The sequence below is a fragment of the Peribacillus sp. B2I2 genome (assembly GCF_041261685.1).
GTDB lineage: Bacteria > Bacillota > Bacilli > Bacillales > DSM-1321 > Peribacillus.
Window position 1 is genome coordinate 2,453,573 of sequence record NZ_JBGCCB010000001.1, and the last position, 20,557, is coordinate 2,474,129.

Here is a 20,557-nt window from a genome sequence, read left to right on the forward strand (position 1 = left end):
CATGGTGAACCCACTATTAAAAGCACCAGAAGGCCCGCCTAGTGATGTTGAGCAAATTAAAGCGAAAAGCAATTATTTGCGAGGTACACTTGGAGAAGTGATGCAGGAGCGGATCAGCGCCGGTATTCCAGATGATGACAATCGGTTAATGAAACACCACGGCAGCTATTTGCAGGATGACCGGGACCTACGCAATGAGCGTCAAAAACAAAAACTTGAGCCTGCCTATCAGTTTATGTTGCGTGTCCGCATGCCAGGCGGGGTTGCACAGCCTTCCCAATGGCTTGTCATGGATGACCTTGCTCAGAAATACGGTAACGGTACCTTGAAATTGACAACAAGACAGACGTTTCAAATGCATGGAATCTTAAAATGGAATATGAAAAAAACCATTCAGGAAATCCATGCGTCCATGCTGGATACAATCGCTGCATGCGGGGATGTAAACCGTAACGTAATGTGCAATTCAATTCCATTTCAATCCGAAATCCATTCCGAAGTATATGAATGGTCGAAAAAATTGAGTGATTATTTATTGCCACGTACAAGGGCGTACCATGAAATCTGGCTGGATGAAGAAAAGGTTGTCGGTACACCTGAATTGGAGGAAGTCGAACCAATGTACGGTCCGCTTTATTTGCCAAGGAAGTTTAAAATAGGCATTGCGGTCCCGCCTTCCAATGACATTGATGTCTACTCCCAGGATCTTGGCTTCATAGCCATTATTGAAAATGGGAAACTCGTTGGCTTTAATGTGGCGATAGGTGGCGGTATGGGAATGACCCATGGTGACAAAGAGACTTATCCACAGCTAGCCAAAATAATCGGCTTTTGCAAGCCTGACCATATACTGGATGTCGCGGAAAAGATCATTACGATTCAGCGCGATTACGGAAACCGTTCCGTCCGGAAATATGCCCGGTTCAAGTATACGGTTGACAGGCTTGGGCTCGAACCGGTAAAGGCTGAACTGGAAAATCGTCTTGGATGGAAACTTGAGGAGGCGAGAACTTATCATTTCGACAATAATGGTGACCGCTATGGCTGGGTAGAAGGCATTCAAGGTAAATGGCATTTTACACTATTTGTCGAGGGTGGCCGAATTGCCGATATCAAAGATTACAAACTGATGACCGGCTTGCGCGAAATCGCTAAGATCCACACGGGCGATTTCCGTTTGACGGCCAATCAAAACCTGATCATTGCCAATGTATCAAGCGAGACAAAGGAAAAGATCGTTGAATTGCTCGAAACATTCGGTTTGACGGATGGTTCACGCCATTCAGCGCTCCGACGCAGCTCGATGGCATGCGTGTCGCTTCCAACATGCGGGTTGGCAATGGCAGAAGCGGAACGTTATTTGCCGGTTCTGATTGATAAAGTCGAGGCCATCGTTGATGAAAACGGGCTGAGGAACGAAGAAATCACGATACGAATGACCGGATGCCCGAATGGCTGTGCCCGACATGCACTAGGAGAAATCGGTTTTATCGGGAAAGCACCTGGCAAATATAATATGTATCTCGGTGCTGCATTCGATGGAAGCCGATTAAGCAAAATGTATCGTGAGAACATCGGTGAAGATGAGATTTTAAAAGAGTTGCGAGTGCTACTTTCCCGTTATGCAAAAGAACGACAGGAAGGGGAGCGTTTCGGGGACTTTGTCATCAATGCAGGCATTGTTAAAGAAGTGACGGATGGAACGAATTTTCATGATTGACTAACACGAACGAGAGACAGGAAAGTATTCCTGTCTCGGTTTGTATTTAAGGTGTTTTTTATTAAATAGAAAAGTTTTCTGGCTTGTATCCTTCAATCACTCAAGTTTTTTCTCTTCCAATTTTCCTCATCAATCAACCCCTTGGTTGCACTTTTGAATTCAGATAAAGTTCGCCCAAAAGCCCGCCCGATTTCAGGTGATTTTTCAGGACCAAAAATCACAAGTGATAAGAATTATAACTAGGCCTGGAACCCCGAGATTTTGAAACATGACCATTCACTTCTATCGTCTATTTTTTTGACTTGCTGTTATTTTTAAAGGCTACCTCTGCTTCAATCTCAATGAGATAATCCGGCGAAACCAGACTTTGCACCCCTACTGTGGAACGAGCTGTTTTCACTGGATTTTCTTTTGTATTAAAGAACATAGCATAGGCATTAAACCAACCTTGATAGTCTGGAGTACCTTCTTTGTTTGGATCTGGTGCGACATACACACGAAGAAAGGTTACATCAGCGAGGGAAAGTCCTTTTGTTATCAAATCTGCTTTTAATTTTTCTAAAATTCCGATAGCCTGCCTTTCTGTATTGCCATATCTCTCATAAGTGGTTTTTCCATCCTTGTTTAAAAGAGGAGAGACTGTTCCACTAAACAATAACCGGTTATAACTTTGAGGTACAGCAACTGAACTGGAAATCGCAGAAGTTGGGGACCCAAAGAAGGTCACTTTATCCGAGTTCAATTCATCTTTTTCGCTACTTGCGGAAGCTAAAGAGAATCCGACGATTAAACTTATACCTAATATTGAAGTAGCAATGACTGATATTATGGTATTCTTCATAAAGTCAGCTCCTTTCAATTATAAAAACATCGTAAGGTTAATGTTTTATCCTACTCAAGTAGTGACCTTACCTTCTTTTATGCTATCTGGCTGATTTAAAAGCACCTGCCGTGCAACCGATTTAATAAATGTGATATTCACAAGCAAAATGAATTCTACCCTGTTGTATATTCAATATATGGTAGTAGTTTTTACGAACAGATGAAGAATATTAAATGCCCTATTGATATTCGTTTAATATTTATTATTCTGAGACCCCGGTTTGGATGATGTCAACTTTGGTTTTTACTTTAATGTCCATCTTCGGATAAATCTTTTTCCAATGTTCATAGGTCATTTTTTTATTTTTGGCGTGATATTTTTCCTTTAAGCCAATCGGATCAATGTTTTTTTTCTGAAAATTTTTAATAAGACGGTTTGCTCGCCTCGTTAAATCATCTTCCATATCCTGTTCGATTTTTTTTATCATCTTTCTATTGGTTAGATTTTCACTTCGCATTGATTCCTTGATTTGCCCTTTTATTTTAAGTTTAATCGTGATTGAGGGATTTCTCTCTGAGTCGGAGACCTCATAACTTGAACCGCTTCGGATGCTTTCCACTACGATATCGCTTTTTTTCTTGTCTTTTAATTTAAATTTGTAAATTCCCCGTCTATGAGATTGAACCAATGTCTTGAAAACGAACATATCTCTCGTTCGGACTTTACTGACGATTTTATTTTCATGAAACAAGGCCACTCCCGATACCGCAACTTCATTGTTAATTATTTTAATTAAAGGAAGATACGAATCTCCGCCATCTTCCAGGGCGTTTCCTAAAAAAAGATGGAGGTTTGTATCGGGTCCATTCCCTGTTTCATTCTGTTGATTAATCAAATCCGATAAAAAGATTCCAACATTCACATTCGTATTTGGAGGTTTCGTATTTATTACATCCTTGACCTTTCCTTCAACGACGGCCAATATGACCCTGTTTCCAAGTTGTGGCTCACGGTAGAGATAATCAGTCAGTTCTGTCACTCCGATTTCATGAACGATTTTTTCGCTAAATAAAACGATGCGTGTCTGTCCAAGAAACACAGGCTTATCCGCTTTTTTGGAAACGACAGCCTGAACATCACTCGTTGTCGTCGATGTTCCAGTTAAGATTTGATATTTACCGATCTTGTCCTGTTGGAAAATAGGGATGACGAACATCCCTTCGACGATATCATTCTTGAGTATATCGTAGCCAATGGCTTGGGACATATTGACTTCGTCAACCACCCTTGGCTGGGCACAGCTGCAAAGGAGGGGGAAAGTCAAGATAATAAGAAGTAACTTTCTCATTTGCGTTTCCTCCTATTCTTTATATAAATGATGACCAAAAGAAGAGGCAAGTATAAAGCAAGGAAGAGCACGCCGTATGGATTGATTATTTTATTCAATATATATAGGGAATCGACATCAAAAACAAAAATATTTGTAAGCAGGATGATAATGGACATCACCCATAATGGATACTTTTGCTGAACATTGAATAAACGCTTGAAACCTCGGCTTGCAGCCCACAAGGCGATGGTCATGTTGGGAATGATTACGATGGCCCACCAAGAAACATCTATATATTCAAATCGCTGAATAAAGGGCAATTCGACAATGCTGGTCAATGACAGTGTCGGCCATATAGTCAGTTCCAATTGTTTTTGTGAATAAAAAACCAGTGAAACCAAATAAAAGGATAAGTTTATTAAGGTTGTTGTCAAGGCCCCTCCATGAGCATATTTTTGTGAAGTTTTAGCATCTTTGATGAACGGATAAAACATCAGGATCATTTCAAAACCAAGCATCGTTAAGGAAGTACTTCTGGTTCCTTTCAATATATCCAATAGAGTGTGGTGAAAAATAGGGAGCAAATTAGTGAATTCAGAGTATTTCATGGCATAGAACAGGACAAATAAAAGCCAGTATGTCAAAATGACGCTTAAAAAGGCAATACCCGTAATTGTTCGGAACCCTCCCGTATTTATATAATAAATGAGGATCAGGAATATTAAAGCAAACGCCCAAGATGGTACCTCTTCAAACATCCATACATGTATGACATTTATATAGCTGATCATGACTGTCATCCCAAGTATCAAAAAGTAAAGAATGAATAATAAACTGAAGAAATTCCCGATCCATTTCCCGAATGCATGATTATTTGCGGAAATGATATCACCAGGGACGATACTGAAGATTTTATATATCACCCAAATCAATATATGAACGATCAGTCCGGCTAGTAATATCGAAATCCAGCCATCCGTTCCCGTGGACTTCGCTAAAACTCTTTGAAAACTTAAAACGCCTACTCCTGTTTGCATGGAATGCACTAAAAAAAACACATAGAACGGTGACACTTTATACTTTTCATTAACTCCAGCTTGGTTCATATAGGACCCTCATTTAAATCATTCATTAAAATCATTTTTTTTGATTCTTGCTTTTTTGGGCTGTGGCTGTCTGGACGTATTATCAGGACGTAAATTTACAGGTCGCGACTTGAAAAAATTAAAGGGGAGTCGGACAAAGCTATCTTTCCAATCTTGCATGCGAAATGGGTATATCGGTTCAAGGTATGGGTGTCCCATTGACGTTAATTTGATAAGGTGGGTCAACAAAAACACAGCTGCTATGGTTATGCCGAGCAACCCCCAAATCTGGGCGCCCACTAAAAAGGGGAACCGCAGCAGCCGTATGGCATTCCCCATTTTATAAATGGGCGTAACAAATGATGCCAATGCCGAGAGGGCAACGATGATCAATAAGATATTACTGGTCAAGCCAGCTACAACAGCAGCTTGACCGATAACGATACCGCCGACGATACCTAATGTCTGACCTACCTTTGTTGGCAGCCTGGCAGCCGCTTCACGTAATAACTCAATGGAAATCTCCAAGAATAATGCTTCGATCAAGGGTTGAAAAGGTATTAAGTTCCTTGAAGTAACAATCGTTTCCAAAAGATCTTTAGGAATCAGTTCATAATGATAGGTCAGCACGGCTACATAAATGGGAGTAGCAAATATCGAAAAAGCGACCGCGAATATCCTTAATAAACGGAATGCAGATGCCGGAACCCACGGCATATTATAATCTTCCATGGTGATAAAGTATTCCAACAAAATGGTTGGAGTAATAAGTGCAGAAGACGACCTATCGATTAACAGGGCTACTTTACCTTCAGCCAATGCACTTGCGATGCGATCGGGTCTTTCCGTATTTAGAAAAAGGGGAAACACGGTATTTGAATCATCATATAGCAATTGCGCGAGATAGGACCCGTCCAATATTTCATCAAACTCTACATCATTGATCCTTTGAATAACATTATCGACATTTTCCTGATCAACGATTCCTTCTATAGATAAAACCGCCACTTTCGTTTTAGACAACGACCCCACAGTCAGTTCGCTTACCTGCAATCCAGGTACAGGCAGCCTTTTTCTGACTAGATTCAGGTTGATATCAAGATCCTCGACAAAAGCTTCTTGAGCACTTATGATTCCAAATTCAAGTTCAGGTTTATCAACTTGCCTTCCTTGTTGGGCAGCAACATTGATTAATAGGCATTCATCAAGATTCCCATCTAAACGAATGGCAATTTCGCCTCTCATGATCCTTTCTTCGATTACAACCTTGGTACTGGTGATTAGTGTATTTTCTATAGGAACGTTTTCTTTAATTTGCTCCAAATTTATCGCTTCCAGAGTTGGTATGACAGAAAGGACACTTTTATGAAGTTCCTGCGCATCAATTAAAGAGCGATAAAAAGATACCCAATAGCCTACGCCATGATATGTTCCTTGATGGTTCATGAAATCATTGGATGAAGAAAGGGTATTGAATAGATCCCTTACATCCGAAACTTTATTTAATTCATCATTTTTATCGTTTGGTTGATTGGGTTTTTTTTTGAACTTTCCGCGGTTAAACAATGCTGTCACCTCTAAACTAAAGCTTGTTATCCTAGCATTTGCAATTTAATTACATATTAACCATTTTGGATTGTTTAGGATGCTCGTTTCGGAAAGGGAATACATTATAAAGATCCTTGGTCTAAAAGCTGTCACCATATCCTTTTCGAATAAAATAATTGAAGAAAGTGGAAACTAAAATAAAACGCATTTAATCAAAGGAGTTCACCATGAAAAGTAAACCCTTGCATATAAGATTGGATCAAAAGCAGGAAAAATTGAAATCTGAATTGGATATGCAGGATGATGTAGTTTTTAAACAGATATTCATTCCCGGTTATGAAGTTTCAGGATTATTTATATTTGTCAATGGAACGATGGATTATCCAGCATTCAATGATATAGTCCTGGATTTATCCGCTGCGCAGGTCGAATCAAGGCACCCGGTTTCCATCGAGAAGCTGGTCATTTCCAAAATCTGTTCAGTCAGGGAACAAGATGTTGAAACATATGAAAAAGCAATAGAGCATATTTTTGACGGGAAAACACTTTTATTTATAGATGGAATAACAAATGGTTATGTTTTGAATCTGGAAAAGGAGAAAATTCGTACACTGAGTGAACCTTCGACAGAGAGGGTTGTCCGTGGACCGAAGCTTGGGTTTATCGAAAGTCTCCAGGAAAATATCGGCTTGATAAGACAATATTCAAACCATCCCAACCTAATCGTCAAACAACAGAAGTTAGGGACGCTTGAAAAGCGGGAAGTTGCATTGGTTTATTATGAAGGAAAAGCAAGCGATTCTTTGTTAAAAGAAGTGAATGATCGGATAAACGGAGTAAAAGCTACCGATCTCCAAGACTCGGGGATGCTTGAAGAATTAATTGAAGATACATCGTTTAGCCCTTTCCCACAGATCCAGAATACGGAGCGTCCGGATAAAGTATTGGCGGCACTGCAGGAGGGAAGGGTGGTCATCATGGTTGACGGCTCGCCATTTGCGTTGATGGCACCTACGACGATCACGATGCTGCTGCAGTCACCTGATGATTATTATGAAAGGTGGGTCGCGGGTTCTTTTCTACGTGTCCTTCGTTACTTTTCTTTATTTATTACCGTTTTTCTTTCAGGAATTTATATCTCCTTGGTTTCGTTCAACCCTGGATTGCTGCCGACGGAACTAGCGATGACCATCGCTGGTACAAGGGAGAACGTGCCATTTCCGCCTTTTGTTGAAGCTATCATTATGGAATTGACGATTGAACTGCTTCGCGAAGCAGGCATTCGGCTCCCGGCGCCCATTGGGCAAACGGTTGGATTGGTTGGTGGTGTAATTATTGGACAAGCAGCCGTTCAAGCGAATATTGTGAGTTCCCTCATGGTCATAATCGTTGCGATTACTACGATTACCTCTTTTACGGTACCACAATATAGCTTTGGACTGGCATTCAGGGCATTAAGGTTCGGGGCGATGATTTTTTCCGCCGTTCTAGGCCTATATGGAACCACTTTATTCTTTATCATCGTTATCAGCCATTTGTCGAAATTGACTAGCTTTCAAGAACCTTATTTTCAACCAACGGATTTTATCGGTAAAAAGACTTGGAAGGACGCGTTCCTCCGGTTACCGAAGCGGAAAAAGGGGGGAGAACTTTCTTGAGCCAAGCAGACGGCAAAATTTATAGTGGGGAATTGGCATCGATCATTTCATGCGCCATGTTAGGAGTTGGGATGCTTACGCTGCCAAGGACGATAACGGAAAAAGTTAATTCATCCGATGGATGGATCGTCTTGATTTTTAATGGGATTGCTATTGCCCTTTTCATATGCTTATTGGTTGTACTGTTAAAAAAACATAAGGTGGCTAACTATTACACATACATGGAGGAGGCATATGGAAAGTGGCTCTCCAAAATTATTGGGTTGATCGTGGTGGTGTACTTTGTAGGTGTGGCCAGTTTTGAAGTTCTTGCAATGAGTGAAATGGTCCGATTTTATTTGTTGGAGGATACCCCGGTTGAAATAGTAATGCTCACATTGATTTTAACGAGTGTCCATCTATTGACAGGCAAAATTAAAGCGATAGCAAAGGTGTGCGTCTTCTTTCTACCACTGACAATTGTCATCGTTTTGTTCATTTATATGTTCAGTATAAAAGTAGTCGATATAAAAAACCTGCAGCCTGTTCTTGGAAAAGGGTTTCTCCCTGTGATGAAAGGAATGAGCTCCGGGACTTTGTCTTTTTTTGGAATTGAACTTTTCATCTTTTTGTTTGGCGTCGTTAAAAATCAAAACAAGATAAAAAGTGGCGTTTTAATCGGTTTTTTCATACCGATGATATTATATGTGATTACATATGTTCTGGTAGTCGCTACACTGGCTGTTCCTGAAGTCAAAGCTGTTACATGGCCAACCATTTCTTTTATTCAATCGTATGAAGTAAAAGGGATATTTATAGAGCGTTTAGAGCTGTTTCTCTTAATCACCTGGATTCTTCAGTTCTTTTGTACACATGCAATTTACTATTACTTCGCAGCAGAAGGACTGACGAAAATTTTCAACAATTCATATTCAACGAACCTTATTGTTTTGGTTCCAATCATTTTTTTTCTCGCCAAAATCCCTAAAAATACAACCGAGATTTTTAAAATGAGCGATTTGCTGGGCTATGTATTTCCCTTTATATTGATTGGGTTGCCAATTATTACATTCGCAATCGTTCAAGTGAAAAGGAGTAGAAGAAGCGGATGAAAAGATTATGGTTAATCTTGCTTATTCCTTTGCTTACAGGCTGTTGGGACAGTCAAAATATTGAAGAATTATCCCTTGTGGTCGGAATGGGAATCGATAATAGTAAAAAGAAAGACGAAATTATGTTAACACAGCAAATTCTGGTACCTCCAGGAAGTGGTGTTCAGGAGAATCAAGCTCAACTAAAATATAAGAATGTTACCGTCAGTGCCAAAACGTTGCATGAAGCAATAAGGGATTCTTTGCTCATAACCAATACGGTTTTAACCAATCATCAGCGTATCCTGATCATTAATGAAGATGTATTAAAGAAAGTACCTATGGAAGCTATCATTAATCAGTCCATACGAGATAACAATACAAGGAGAAGTTGTCTTGTTTATTTAACAAAGAGACCGACAAAAGAAATTTTGGGACTATCCGACGATGGTGAAATCCCTTCGAATGTAATTTATGGATTGAAAGATAATGTGAATCGAACGAATAAAATCCTTCCACCTTTAACGATGGGCAAAGCTTCCTCAAATTTGCAATCAGATGGAAGCTTTGCCATTCAGGCCGTTAATATTAGGAGAGGGAAATTAATTTTGGAGGGTGCAGGGGTGATCAACAATTCAAAGTTGGTCGGGGTCATGAATGATGAGGATATAGCTGCTTTGAATTGGTTGAACGGAAATTTGAAAGGCGGGATAATCGAAACGGTCCAACACGGTAAGCCTTTAAGTGTTGAAGTGATCAAAAGGACAAGGAGGAAAATCACGACGGAATTGAACGGGGATCATTTGACGATAAATGTTAAGGTCGGTTACACAGGAAGACTTTCGGAAGATTGGTATGGTAAGGAAAATTCATTTGAAGAAGCCTATTTAAAAGAGATTGAGCGAATTGCCGAGGATGAAGTTGAGAAGGATGTCGAGAAAATCGTATACAAATTACAGCATGAATATAAAACAGGGATAGCTGGATTTTATCGTTATGTGGAAATTCAGCATCCGAAGTTTTGGGAGAAAAATAAGCAGAAATGGGACGAAGTTTTCAGTAAAGCTGATATTAATTATGATGTGGATTTAAGGGTCATAGACTTCGGTTCAAAAGGAGGGATAAAGTGAATGGTCATAAGAAGAAAAACCTTCCAAAGGGAAGGTTTTTTTTGTTAAGTGCTCCTTAGTTGAGTCATGGTCAAATAAGGAAAAGTCCCTTCATTTATAAGGGCCCATCGAACGCTCTAGGAAGATTCGTTACTTCATGTGCAACCCTGATGCCGGATTGGATGGCTCCTTCAATCCATGCTGGTACGGTTGATGTATGCTCACCAGCGAAGTGGACCCTTCCTTCAGGAGTGGGGATGTATGGAAATAAGTCCGTTTCCTGACCAGGTTTAAACATGGAGAAAGCGCCGTATGCATACTGATTTAGTGTCCAGCTATATGAAGCTCCTGATAAAAAATGATCATATACTTGTTTTCCATGGATCACTGCCAAATTTTTCAATGCGTGCTGTAAACGGTCTTTTTCTGGAAGGATATCCCACAAAGTGGCGTCATCTTCCCATGTATAACTTGCTAAGATGAGACCGGATTCACTCTGGTTGCTCGTTTGGCTGGGGTAATAAGAAAATCTAATGGGCAAATCGGTCGTCAATTTACCGCCGAAGATTCCTTCCTTTTCCCAAAACCTATGTGTGAACTGAAGTCCAATTTTTGTGGACGCAGCATAATGGAGTTCCCTTATTGCCTTCCACTTATTATGGGAAAAGGAATTCCGGGGTTCAATATCCATAAATTGCAGCAATTGAAGAGGGATAGTCACGATGGCAAGGTCACCGGTGACCGTTAAGGGTCTTTTGCTTTGAGTATGTTTGGAATGGATGGTGACTTGATTATCATGTTGAACGATCTTTGTCACTTCATATCTGAAGTTTAGATTATCCTTCAATTCAGGTAGAAAAGCATTAGGAAGCCGGTCGTTTCCTCCTTCGATTGCAAAAAAATTTACGTCTGGATTAAAGAGCGGCATAAGCTCCCGAAGTATGGCAGGAAAAGAAAGTTCAGGGAATCCTTCTATACCCATCAGGACTTTGATGCTTTCAATCGCCCCTGTTGATAGACTGATTCCTACTGGATTGTACTGCAAAAAGAAGCTCATGGAGTATTTATCAAACTCTTTAATGACTATTTCCCAATTTCTACGTGGGTCTTGAATGATGAAGTCAGTCACAGGCTTAATTGCCATGTTGAGTAATTCTTCAGCTGTTTTACCTCTTTCATGCGGAGCTACAGGGTACCTCAGTATATCCGGGTTTCGTTGATATATAGCGGCGGTCGTCTTGATTCCATTGGCATAAATGGGATCATTAGGAGTCGTATTCACAAAAGTGTTGACTCGTAAACCATACTTCTTGATGTATTCAGCAACTAAGTAATGATAATTCGGGATGCGCATGGCACCGGCTTCAAGGTAGGAACCTTCTGAAAATGGCTCCCGTATGGTCAAAACACGCCCTCCGACCCTCCCTGTTGCTTCCAATATCGTTACATCGTGCCCCGCTTGTTTTAAAAGGGATGCTGCAACCAACCCTGACATGCCGGCACCAATGATTATGATTTTTTTGGGGATTTGGGATTTTCCCAGTCCATTTCTGATGGCAGACAGCATTTGATCGGGTGACAGCGGACTATTGATAAAGGACAAAGTGTTTTTCTCCTCTCCGGTTACACTTTCCTAATACGCTATCCTATTCTCATGGGTCCACCATTTATGAAGGATCTTCATTAATTTGTCATGATTGATTATTGCTATCATATTCCGCTAGGTTTATCCTTTATGTGGAATACTCAATTTTTAGATAATTTAAATGTGCAGGAGATGAATAAGCTGCTGATTTGAGGTTAAAAGATGATGCCTTTTTTTCGGCAGCTAACTATCTTAAGACTACTATTTATGATGGCGCCGAAATTAATTTAGAAAGTTAGAGAAGCAGTGTTCAGCCTTTTTTGAACAATGGGATGAAATAACGAAGAATGCTATTCGCAACCTTATTAAAATATTGGAAAGATCGCACCAATCTAATATATATAAATAAAAGTTGATCAAGCAATAAAGAAAGTGGATATTAAATAACTGAGGCATTAAGCGTGGCAAGGAAGTTTTTCGAAATGATTAAATTCATTGTTTCGAATTTCAAGAATTTATTTTCTTTCTTGGTCCATTGAAACCAAACGCTAATTTAGCACAACAATTGGAGTCAGTATAGTTTCATATTTTTAGTGAGTGCACACATAAAAATTATATGAGAATCATGAAGAGCATTTGCTGAGTGGTAGTTATACGGCGATTGTGTCCCATGATCATCGTATAATTGCCAGCGTAAAAGAATTTGTTTAAAAACACAATATTCCAAGTAACCAATTTGAGTTTCAGATGTTATATGGATTTAGAATAGACATGCAACTAAGTTTAGCTAAAGAAGGATATACATTGCGTGTGTATATTCCTTTATGTAACGACTGGTTTGGTTATGTTATGCGTCGCTTGGCAGAAAGACCCCAAAATATTGCATTTGCCCTTAAAGGATTCTTTTCTAAATAATTGATGAGCTAATAATAATGGGTGAAGTTTTCATAGTAAGATATTTTACGTTTAGAGTTCGAAACTGGGAAATTAAACCAAATAGGCACATCTACTATTTTTCTATAATAGAAAAACATAAGCATAAATCTTGTCTCTTTCTCCGCTTTATCTTTGATCATGCATAATAAGCAAGATTTACGTTGTTAATAATAAGTAGAATTCATTGATAATGATTCAGTTTCAACGGAAGTGGAAATTAAAGAAAACCCTCAGTTATGAGTATGATCTGACCACGTCCTCCCTTGACCGGTGGCTTCACCAATATGAAAAGTCTGGTTCCTTCCAAGAGAAAGACAACAGTTACTCGAACAGGAGGAGCTTTTATTGCTTCGCAAAGAGCTGGAGCAACAGCAGATGGTGAATGATATTTTAAAGCAACCTGCGCATTCTCGGAACACTAAGCTATGTAGGCCGAAAGTGAAGGATAAAAATCTCAAAATTGTATCATAATATTACCATATACTAAAAGTTTACATAGGTGATTTCAGGCCCATGTTTTAGGAGGACGGGTTTATAGAAGCAAAATATTGCAAAGAATCAAGGGTGATAAGAACGAGTCGTATTTTTCCAAATGATGTGAACAATCATAATACATTATTTGGCGGCAGATTAATGAGTGACGTCGATCAAGTGGCATCGATTTCTGCAGCACGTCATAGTCGAAGTGAATGTGTAACTGCTTCAACAGATTCAGTTGACTTTTTACATCCCATTCGTACAACGGATTCAGTTTGTTTTATATCTTATGTGGCATGGACAGGCACTTCTTCAATGGAGGTATTTGTAAAAATTATTGCTGAAGATTTAAAAAGCAGTGTACGGAGAATTGCAGCGACTGCTCTATTAACATTTGTTGCACTTGATGAACAAAAACGTCCAACACGTGTTCCAAAAGTTATTCCGGAGACAGAAGAAGAAAAAAAATTACATGAAACGGCATTAGATCGAGCAAAAATGCGGAACCAGAGAAAACAAAAAAGCAAAGATGTGGCTACGTTTTTAAATGTAGATTATCCTTAACTTTCATATAAAAGATAAAACTTATAACCTACGAGGTGAAAGAAGGTAAGAGGCAATCCTTATCAATATCGATCAAGCTGAAAATCCGGACAATAAGCAAAGTGAAGTATTTGATTTACTAAGTTCAATCCAGTTTATTATAAAAAAAGTAATTCAAAAGTTAGATAACATTGTACGAGTTACTGAAAGAACCTGTTCGAATGGGTGATGATTAAGTAAAAGTTTTCACCGGCTATCGATCTCAACAAAATGATGCAGTTGAGCCTTCCGTTTTCACCCAGAAGTAACTGCTTTATCCATGTTTGATGGAGGAAAAGATCCTCCCGAACATGTCCTCTTCTGAATTAGAACGGGTAAGTCGATGTATATGGGTGCGATTAGTCAAATTGTTGGCACAACCAAAGAGATTCCCCAGAGGTCTATACACCCACAAATTTGGCATGGATGATAGATGAATACAGTCATAAACAAGATTCGAATGGATTTATTACTGTAAACCCTCTTGTAATAGGCAGATTACAAGGGTGTGAAACAGCGACAACTATAATTGAAGCAACAACCATATTAGCAATACTGAACGTATTGTTAGTACTAGCAATACTTGCTGGTTTCTAGGGCTCTACGATATGGTAGAGTTTTTTTATTATAGAAGTCCTTCGTTATGATGCAAAAATCGCTCGCTGGAAACATAGAGCTATTTTTGCAATAAAGTTAATTTTGTAATGTATTGTTCTTTTTATGTCTAAGATAGTTCTACGGATAATAAATAAATATATATAGGCTAGTACCCGTACTTTTTTATTTGATATATAGAAAAATCATTCCTAAAACTGGGCAAAAGTCAATGCCGGCCGCAATACACACATAGACTACTATTTTGTAGGGTATGTGTGTATTTTTATGTGAAGGAAATATAAAAATGAACGTTCTTTAGAGGATTGTGAAGAATTCGCGGCAATCTTTGATGCCACTCCTAGTGATGTCAATGGTAATTGTTTGGTGACCCGTTCGTTATGCGGAAGAATAAATTACAAGTTAAAGAGGAAGTAATTTATTTTATAAATACTTTATTATTTGCACAGTTATAATAAAATTGCCGTTCGTACATGCAATCTAAGCGAGGTTAAGAAGCGATTAACTGAAATAAATATATCCTAAGAATAACCTCGATAGAATATTGAATAAAAAATAATCCAAAAACATCATTAAGTAAATTACTGACTTTCTGTAAAATCTTTGAAAACTTTGTTTGTGGAAAATTATTAAATATTTTCCTTTACAGAGGAGATACTACCAAGAGACAAAGGTTAGAAAGGAAGACAGTATGGATCATATACAAATGGCCCGTGCGATGTTCGGGACGAATATGGCTGTACATATCATATTTGCAACGATCGGCGTCGGGTTGCCGATGATGATGTTGGCCGCGGAATTGATGTATCAAAGGACAAAGGATTTACAGTATGTTGTCATGGCTAAACGCTGGACCAAAACATTAGGGGTTTTACTTGGGGTCGGGATTCCGACCGGTACGATTGCGGGTGTACAACTGTCACTATTATGGCCTGGATTCATGGAAGTGATTGGGCGTGTCATGGCGCTTCCGTTCCAAATCGAGATTTATGCATTCATGGTTGAAGCGTTGTTCATGTCGATCTATGTGTATGCTGCTGAAAAAATCAAGCCATGGGCGCGAATCGTGAGTTTATTCTTTGTTGCATTCGGAGCAATGGCTTCGGCTGTTTTGATATCGAATGTCCATGCTTTTGAAGGGACACCTGCTGGGTTCCGGTTTGAAAATGGGGAAATCGTCGATGTTGACCCTTGGGCGGCATTTTTTAACCCAAGTTTCTTAGTGACTGCAGGACATACGGCCCTGACTGCTTATACTACAGGAGCGTTTGTCGTAGCGGCAGTTGCAGCCTATAAGATGCTGAAAAATAAATATGGGACTACTGAATTTAATTTTCACCAGAAAGCACTCAGGCTCAGTATTGTATTAGGTTTGGTTTTTTCTTTTTTGACGGCACTGAATGGTCATGCGACTACACAGCATTTATATAAGGAACAGCCAGAAAAATTGGCGGCTGCAGAAGGATTGTTCGAAACAACGGACCATGCTGGACTTACCTTATTCGGTTATACAGATAAGGAAGCCCAGGAAGTGAAGTATGGGATCGAATTTCCATGGGTACTAAGCTTCCTATCTGGAAATAGTTTCGATACGGTCGTAACGGGTTTGAATGATTTTCCAGAAGAGTATTGGCCGCCACTTTATGTCCATATCTTATTCAACGCCATGGTCCTCATTGGTTCAGGTTTAATTACGTTAGCACTGTTTGCATTGGTTTGGAATAAGTGGCTGAAAAAGGAGACTTATCCGAGATGGATTCTCTGGCTGTTTGTTGCTGCAGGGCCGCTTTCGGTGATATCAATCGAATGCGGTTGGATTTTTGCTTGTACAGGCAGGCAGCCATGGACGATATACAGGATGCTGACCACAGAGGACTCAGTCACCTCGTACGAAAACCTTGGATTTCTTTTCACGATGTTCATTCTTGTATATATCATTTTATGCGTTTCGGTCGTGTTTACACTTTTGTATTATTTCAAACGACATTCCGTGATGGATGATATATATAAAGCCGAACAGAAAGATGTAAGGCTTTTCGATTCGAATTCATAAAAGGGGGAGGGAAGGCGAATGAGTGATGCTCTTCTTGCAATAACACTTGTGTGGGGCTTTATTTTTCTTTATGCCATCATGGCCTCCATGGATTTTGGCGCTGGCTTCTGGGCAATGACTTACATTAAAAAGGAGGAAACGAATGCTACGAAGATAGCGAATAGCTATTTATCACCGACTTGGGAGGTGACTAATACTTTTGTTGTTGGTCTTGTCATTGCGATTTACAGTTTATTTCCAGGTGCAGTTTTTCCGATCGGGGTAGCTTTGATCGTTCCCGCGAGCCTGATTTTGGTCCTGCTATGCATTAGGAGTGCTTTCTTGGTTTTCTCGCATAGCGTAGACAAATATGAAAAAGCGTTAACGTATATATCAGGATTAACGGGATTGATCATACCCGGACTATTAATCAGCGTATTACCAATCACCCATCTGGGATTTGTCGAGGGAGTGAGAGGGAATGAAGAATTGAATCTTTCGAGACTTTTCACGAGCCCGAATGAGTATGCATTTGTGGGGTTTGGGATTATGAGCACGCTTTTTTTATCATCTTTGCTCCTATCTGATTACTCAAAACAGGCTGATGAAATGAAAGCATACAAAATATACCGCAGGGATGCGATGATAACGGGACCGCTTATGTTAGCCATGGCTCTGCTGGTAATGTTCACGTTAAAAAATGAAGCGTATTGGATCTACGAAGGGATGATGAGAAACTCTGCATTATTACTCGTCTCGCTCGTCTTTTTCATCATTAGCGGGGTAGCTCTGTACCTGCCCTATTTTTCTAAGCAGGAGGTTAAAGGGATGCCTCGCCTCGCCGTAATAGCGATTATCATTCAGTATTTGATCGGCAGTTATGTGTATGGAATCGCACATTTACCCTATATCATTTATCCGAATGTCACGATTCTTTCGGGATTTACCGACCCGACTTCATTCCGTGCCGTTTTTGCCACATATATCGTGGGCTTTGCGATATTAGTGCCAGGTTTCTATTATTTCTGGTCCATCTTCATGAAAGATCAGCGTCGAAAGTTCAAACGGCGCCAAATGTCAAATTAGTTCATCTTGGAAAAGAGAGGTTATCACTATGAAAAAGTTATATCTGCTAAAATATGCGGTTTTAGTCATCTCACTCTTTTTGAGCTATCAAGCGGTTGAAGCACATGATAAGAATTTTCAGGTCGATGGCACATATATTTCAACAAAAAGGGATGTAACAGGTGACCAGAAAATAGACATCATCCAGATTCAGGGGTTGCCTTATGAGGAAGGAAGCAAGTTTCTGAAGAAAATTGAGTTAAGCGTTGAAAGCAATCGCCGTACAATCAGTGTCCCGCTTGAAGCAGGGTATAAACCTGATCTCAAGGTTGCGGACTTGAATAATGACGGGGTCCAGGATGTATTGGTCACGGTTTTGATGGAAGGCAAGGACCGTTTGATAACCAGTTACGCCTATACGTTTAAAGATGGAAAAGTTAAGGAATTGGAAGTACCTCCATCCGTTCCCGTAATGGCCCAATTTCTAGACGGATACAAAGCGGAAATCAGAATTGAAGGGCAAAAGCCAGTGGTGATAGATGTGAGTTCCAGAAAACAAACGTATGATGAATTAGGCATTTATCGTAATGGAAAGCTTAATGAACCTACCGAGCTTTTGGTTGATCCATACTCTTCACTGGACCTCAAGACCGTTTTGGGAAAAGGAAAGGGGCTTATGGGAATCCAAAATGTGAAAGGGTCCGATGAACGTGATCCGATATTTGAGATTAAATCAGTCTGGAATTATAACCATGGATGGAAGCTTGTAAAAGCCCAGGTAAAACCAGTCAAGGCAAAAAATAATAAATAATCAGTGTGATTGGTAAACGGATAATTTGAATGAATCATTGTTCAGGCATATCTTACTTAAATAAAGTAAGTTGACAGCTCTTGGTTTTGAGGGCTGTTTTTTTTGTTTATAATTAAAAATTGACAATTTTTAAATATTTGGTAAAATCTAAATAAATCCAATTAACTACATAGCAACACTCTTTATGTTGTTAAATGTAAGCGGATACAAATAGGGGGTGCAGTCTTACGGAGTTAAAAGAAAAAATAATTGAAACATCGTTGACACTCTTCGATCAGCATGGTTTTCATGGTGTCTCCGTTAATGAAATCGTTAAGGCATGCGGAACTAGCAAGGGTGGTTTTTATCACCATTTCTCTTCCAAAGATGAGCTCTTATTTGTCATTCATGATTACTTTATTTCATATGTTTTAACAAAAGCACAAGAAGCCATTTCAGCAAGTACCCATCCAACAGAAAAAATGCAAAAGATCATTCAATCATTCGTTAAAGTTTTTGACCTCTATAAACCACACATCTCAGTTTTCTATCAAGAAAGCATTTACTTAAAGCCACCTTATGTTGAAGCAATTAAAAAAAAGCGTCAAATGTATAAGGAAATCATTTTTTCCGTCATCAAAGAAGGTATTGATAAGGGAGTGTTCCGCAGTGAATTGCCTGTTGAAATAACCGGGATGTCGATTCTGGGCATGGTGAACTGGTCCTACAAATGGTACAAAAGGGACGGCGGAAAAACAATCGATGAAATCGGTGATATCTACGTAGATTTAATTCTCCAGGCATTATTGACAGATAAACAAAAGAAAGCGGAAATAACCCAGCCATTTTTACTGAAAAACCAAATGGTTGCGGATTAAACAGAAAATATGACTTGTACAGACCAACTAGTCGGTCTTAAAAGGAAGGGGAATGAACAAATGGATTTCTCACTTACAAAAGAACAACAGATGATTAAGGAAATGGTTAGGGAATTTGCCGAAAAGGAAATTAAACCAATTGCGATAGAATTGGATGCCAAGTCGATGTTTGCGGAGGATGTATTCAAAAAAATGGGGAAACTTGGGTTGCTTGGAATTCCGTTCCCCGAAGAATATGGCGGCTCGGGCGGAGATACGATTTCGTATGCCATTGCCGTTGAAGAGATTGGCAAGGCATGCGGGGGAACCGGCTTAAGCTATGCAGCAGCCGTTTCACTTGGGGCCAGTCCAATTTACTATTTTGGAACCGAAGAACAGAAGCAAAAATATCTCGTTCCAATCACGACAGGTGAAACTCTGGCAGCATTCGGGTTAACAGAGCCCAATGCGGGTTCGGATGCTGGGGGTACGAAAACGACTGCTGTATTAGAAGGTGATGAATATGTGATTAATGGCGAGAAAACATGGATAACCAATGCCAGCTATTCAAGAACCATCACCGTTACCGCTGTATCGGGTAAGGATTCCCGGGGCAAGAACATCATCTCTGCATTCATCGTGCCAACGGATACAGAAGGACTTACGATCAATAGCAATTATGAAAAAATGGGAGTTCGCGCTTCCAATACGTGTGAAATCATTCTTGATAATGTCCGCGTGCCAAAGAAAAATTTATTGGGAGATCCAGACAAAGGGTTCAAACAATTTTTATTCACGCTGGATGGCGGCAGGATTTCGATTGCAGCTTTGGCCGTCGGCATCGCACAAGCAGCCTTTGACAAGGCTTTAGCTTTTTCAAAAGAGCGGGTTCAATTCGGTAAATCCATTTCAAGTTTCCAGGCGATTCAATTCAAGCTTGCAGACATGGCGATGGAAATTGAATTGGCTAGGAATATGGTATATAAGGCAGCATGGTTAAAAGACAACAAAAAACCTTTTGCAAAGGAAGCGGCATACGCCAAGCTTTTTGCAAGTGAGACCGCGTTCCGTGCCAGCAATCAAGCGATTCAAATACATGGCGGTTCTGGCTACATGCGCGAATATGAAGTGGAACGCTATTTAAGAGATGCTAAGTTATTGGAAATTGGGGAAGGCACATCCGAAATTCAAAGAATCGTTATCGCCAGACAATTAGGCTGTTAATCTTTTTGGAACGCAAAATGAACAATGATGCTAGGGTTCATTTAGGTGAAA

The 20,557-nt window shown here is 39.7% G+C and carries 15 protein-coding genes and 2 pseudogenes; 11 read left to right on the forward strand and 6 right to left on the reverse strand.

What is annotated here, in order from left to right:
- Position 1: 1 nt before the first annotated feature.
- Positions 2 to 1,720, forward strand: a complete 1,719-nt coding sequence (cysI, locus tag ABIE66_RS12270) for an assimilatory sulfite reductase (NADPH) hemoprotein subunit (RefSeq protein WP_370014877.1) — start codon at positions 2 to 4, stop codon at positions 1,718 to 1,720.
- Between the two features lie 92 nt (positions 1,721 to 1,812).
- On the opposite strand, the pseudogene ABIE66_RS12275 reads toward cysI, so the two are convergent.
- From ABIE66_RS12275 to ABIE66_RS12295, 5 genes and pseudogenes are all read right to left on the reverse strand, one after another.
- Positions 1,813 to 1,990 (reverse strand): annotated as a pseudogene (locus tag ABIE66_RS12275) (twin-arginine translocase TatA/TatE family subunit).
- Between the two features lie 19 nt (positions 1,991 to 2,009).
- Positions 2,010 to 2,561: a Rid family hydrolase gene (locus tag ABIE66_RS12280; RefSeq protein ID WP_370014878.1), complete on the reverse strand. Its 552-nt coding sequence runs from the start codon at positions 2,559 to 2,561 to the stop codon at positions 2,010 to 2,012.
- Between the two features lie 244 nt (positions 2,562 to 2,805).
- Positions 2,806 to 3,891, reverse strand: coding sequence for a Ger(x)C family spore germination protein (locus tag ABIE66_RS12285; protein ID WP_370014879.1), 1,086 nt, complete (start codon positions 3,889 to 3,891; stop codon positions 2,806 to 2,808).
- Complete coding sequence (locus ABIE66_RS12290) at positions 3,888 to 4,979, reverse strand: GerAB/ArcD/ProY family transporter (protein WP_370014880.1); 1,092 nt, start codon at positions 4,977 to 4,979, stop codon at positions 3,888 to 3,890. Before ABIE66_RS12290 ends, ABIE66_RS12285 begins: the two co-directional genes overlap by 4 nt.
- Before the next feature lie 18 nt (positions 4,980 to 4,997).
- On the reverse strand, positions 4,998 to 6,524 hold the full coding sequence (locus tag ABIE66_RS12295; protein WP_370014881.1) for a spore germination protein: 1,527 nt from the start codon (positions 6,522 to 6,524) through the stop codon (positions 4,998 to 5,000).
- Positions 6,525 to 6,733: 209 nt separating this feature from the next.
- On the opposite strand from ABIE66_RS12295, the gene ABIE66_RS12300 reads away from it, so the two are divergent.
- Genes ABIE66_RS12300 through ABIE66_RS12310 form a run of 3 tightly spaced genes read left to right on the forward strand, consistent with a single transcriptional unit; the run spans position 6,734 to position 10,364 of the window.
- Positions 6,734 to 8,164: a spore germination protein gene (locus ABIE66_RS12300; RefSeq protein WP_370014882.1), complete on the forward strand. Its 1,431-nt coding sequence runs from the start codon at positions 6,734 to 6,736 to the stop codon at positions 8,162 to 8,164.
- Complete coding sequence (locus tag ABIE66_RS12305) at positions 8,161 to 9,255, forward strand: GerAB/ArcD/ProY family transporter (protein WP_370014883.1); 1,095 nt, start codon at positions 8,161 to 8,163, stop codon at positions 9,253 to 9,255. Before ABIE66_RS12300 ends, ABIE66_RS12305 begins: the two co-directional genes overlap by 4 nt.
- Positions 9,252 to 10,364, forward strand: a complete 1,113-nt coding sequence (locus ABIE66_RS12310) for a Ger(x)C family spore germination protein (protein ID WP_370014884.1) — start codon at positions 9,252 to 9,254, stop codon at positions 10,362 to 10,364. Before ABIE66_RS12305 ends, ABIE66_RS12310 begins: the two co-directional genes overlap by 4 nt.
- Before the next feature lie 94 nt (positions 10,365 to 10,458).
- Here ABIE66_RS12310 and ABIE66_RS12315 read toward each other — a convergent pair whose 3' ends face one another.
- Positions 10,459 to 11,910: a flavin monoamine oxidase family protein gene (locus ABIE66_RS12315; RefSeq protein WP_370017033.1), complete on the reverse strand. Its 1,452-nt coding sequence runs from the start codon at positions 11,908 to 11,910 to the stop codon at positions 10,459 to 10,461.
- Positions 11,911 to 12,535: 625 nt separating this feature from the next.
- On the opposite strand from ABIE66_RS12315, the pseudogene ABIE66_RS12320 reads away from it, so the two are divergent.
- From ABIE66_RS12320 to ABIE66_RS12350, 7 genes and pseudogenes are all read left to right on the forward strand, one after another.
- A pseudogene (locus ABIE66_RS12320) lies at positions 12,536 to 12,843 on the forward strand (proline dehydrogenase family protein); the annotation flags it as partial.
- Positions 12,844 to 13,398: 555 nt separating this feature from the next.
- Positions 13,399 to 13,905 carry an acyl-CoA thioesterase gene (locus tag ABIE66_RS12325; protein ID WP_289327305.1) on the forward strand — a complete coding sequence of 169 codons (507 nt, stop codon included), beginning with the start codon at positions 13,399 to 13,401 and terminating at the stop codon, positions 13,903 to 13,905.
- A 1,324-nt stretch (positions 13,906 to 15,229) separates the two neighbouring features.
- A complete protein-coding gene (locus tag ABIE66_RS12330) occupies positions 15,230 to 16,591 on the forward strand; it encodes a cytochrome ubiquinol oxidase subunit I (RefSeq protein ID WP_370014885.1) in 1,362 nt (453 codons plus the stop codon).
- Between the two features lie 18 nt (positions 16,592 to 16,609).
- The gene (locus tag ABIE66_RS12335; RefSeq protein ID WP_370014886.1) at positions 16,610 to 17,656 is read left to right on the forward strand and encodes a cytochrome d ubiquinol oxidase subunit II; all 1,047 of its coding nucleotides are present in this window, start codon (positions 16,610 to 16,612) and stop codon (positions 17,654 to 17,656) included.
- Between the two features lie 28 nt (positions 17,657 to 17,684).
- The gene (locus ABIE66_RS12340) at positions 17,685 to 18,446 is read left to right on the forward strand and encodes a hypothetical protein (protein WP_370014887.1); all 762 of its coding nucleotides are present in this window, start codon (positions 17,685 to 17,687) and stop codon (positions 18,444 to 18,446) included.
- Positions 18,447 to 18,691: 245 nt separating this feature from the next.
- Positions 18,692 to 19,303, forward strand: a complete 612-nt coding sequence (locus tag ABIE66_RS12345) for a TetR/AcrR family transcriptional regulator (protein WP_289327306.1) — start codon at positions 18,692 to 18,694, stop codon at positions 19,301 to 19,303.
- Positions 19,304 to 19,363: 60 nt separating this feature from the next.
- Complete coding sequence (locus ABIE66_RS12350) at positions 19,364 to 20,506, forward strand: acyl-CoA dehydrogenase (RefSeq protein ID WP_289324922.1); 1,143 nt, start codon at positions 19,364 to 19,366, stop codon at positions 20,504 to 20,506.
- Positions 20,507 to 20,557: the final 51 nt, after the last annotated feature.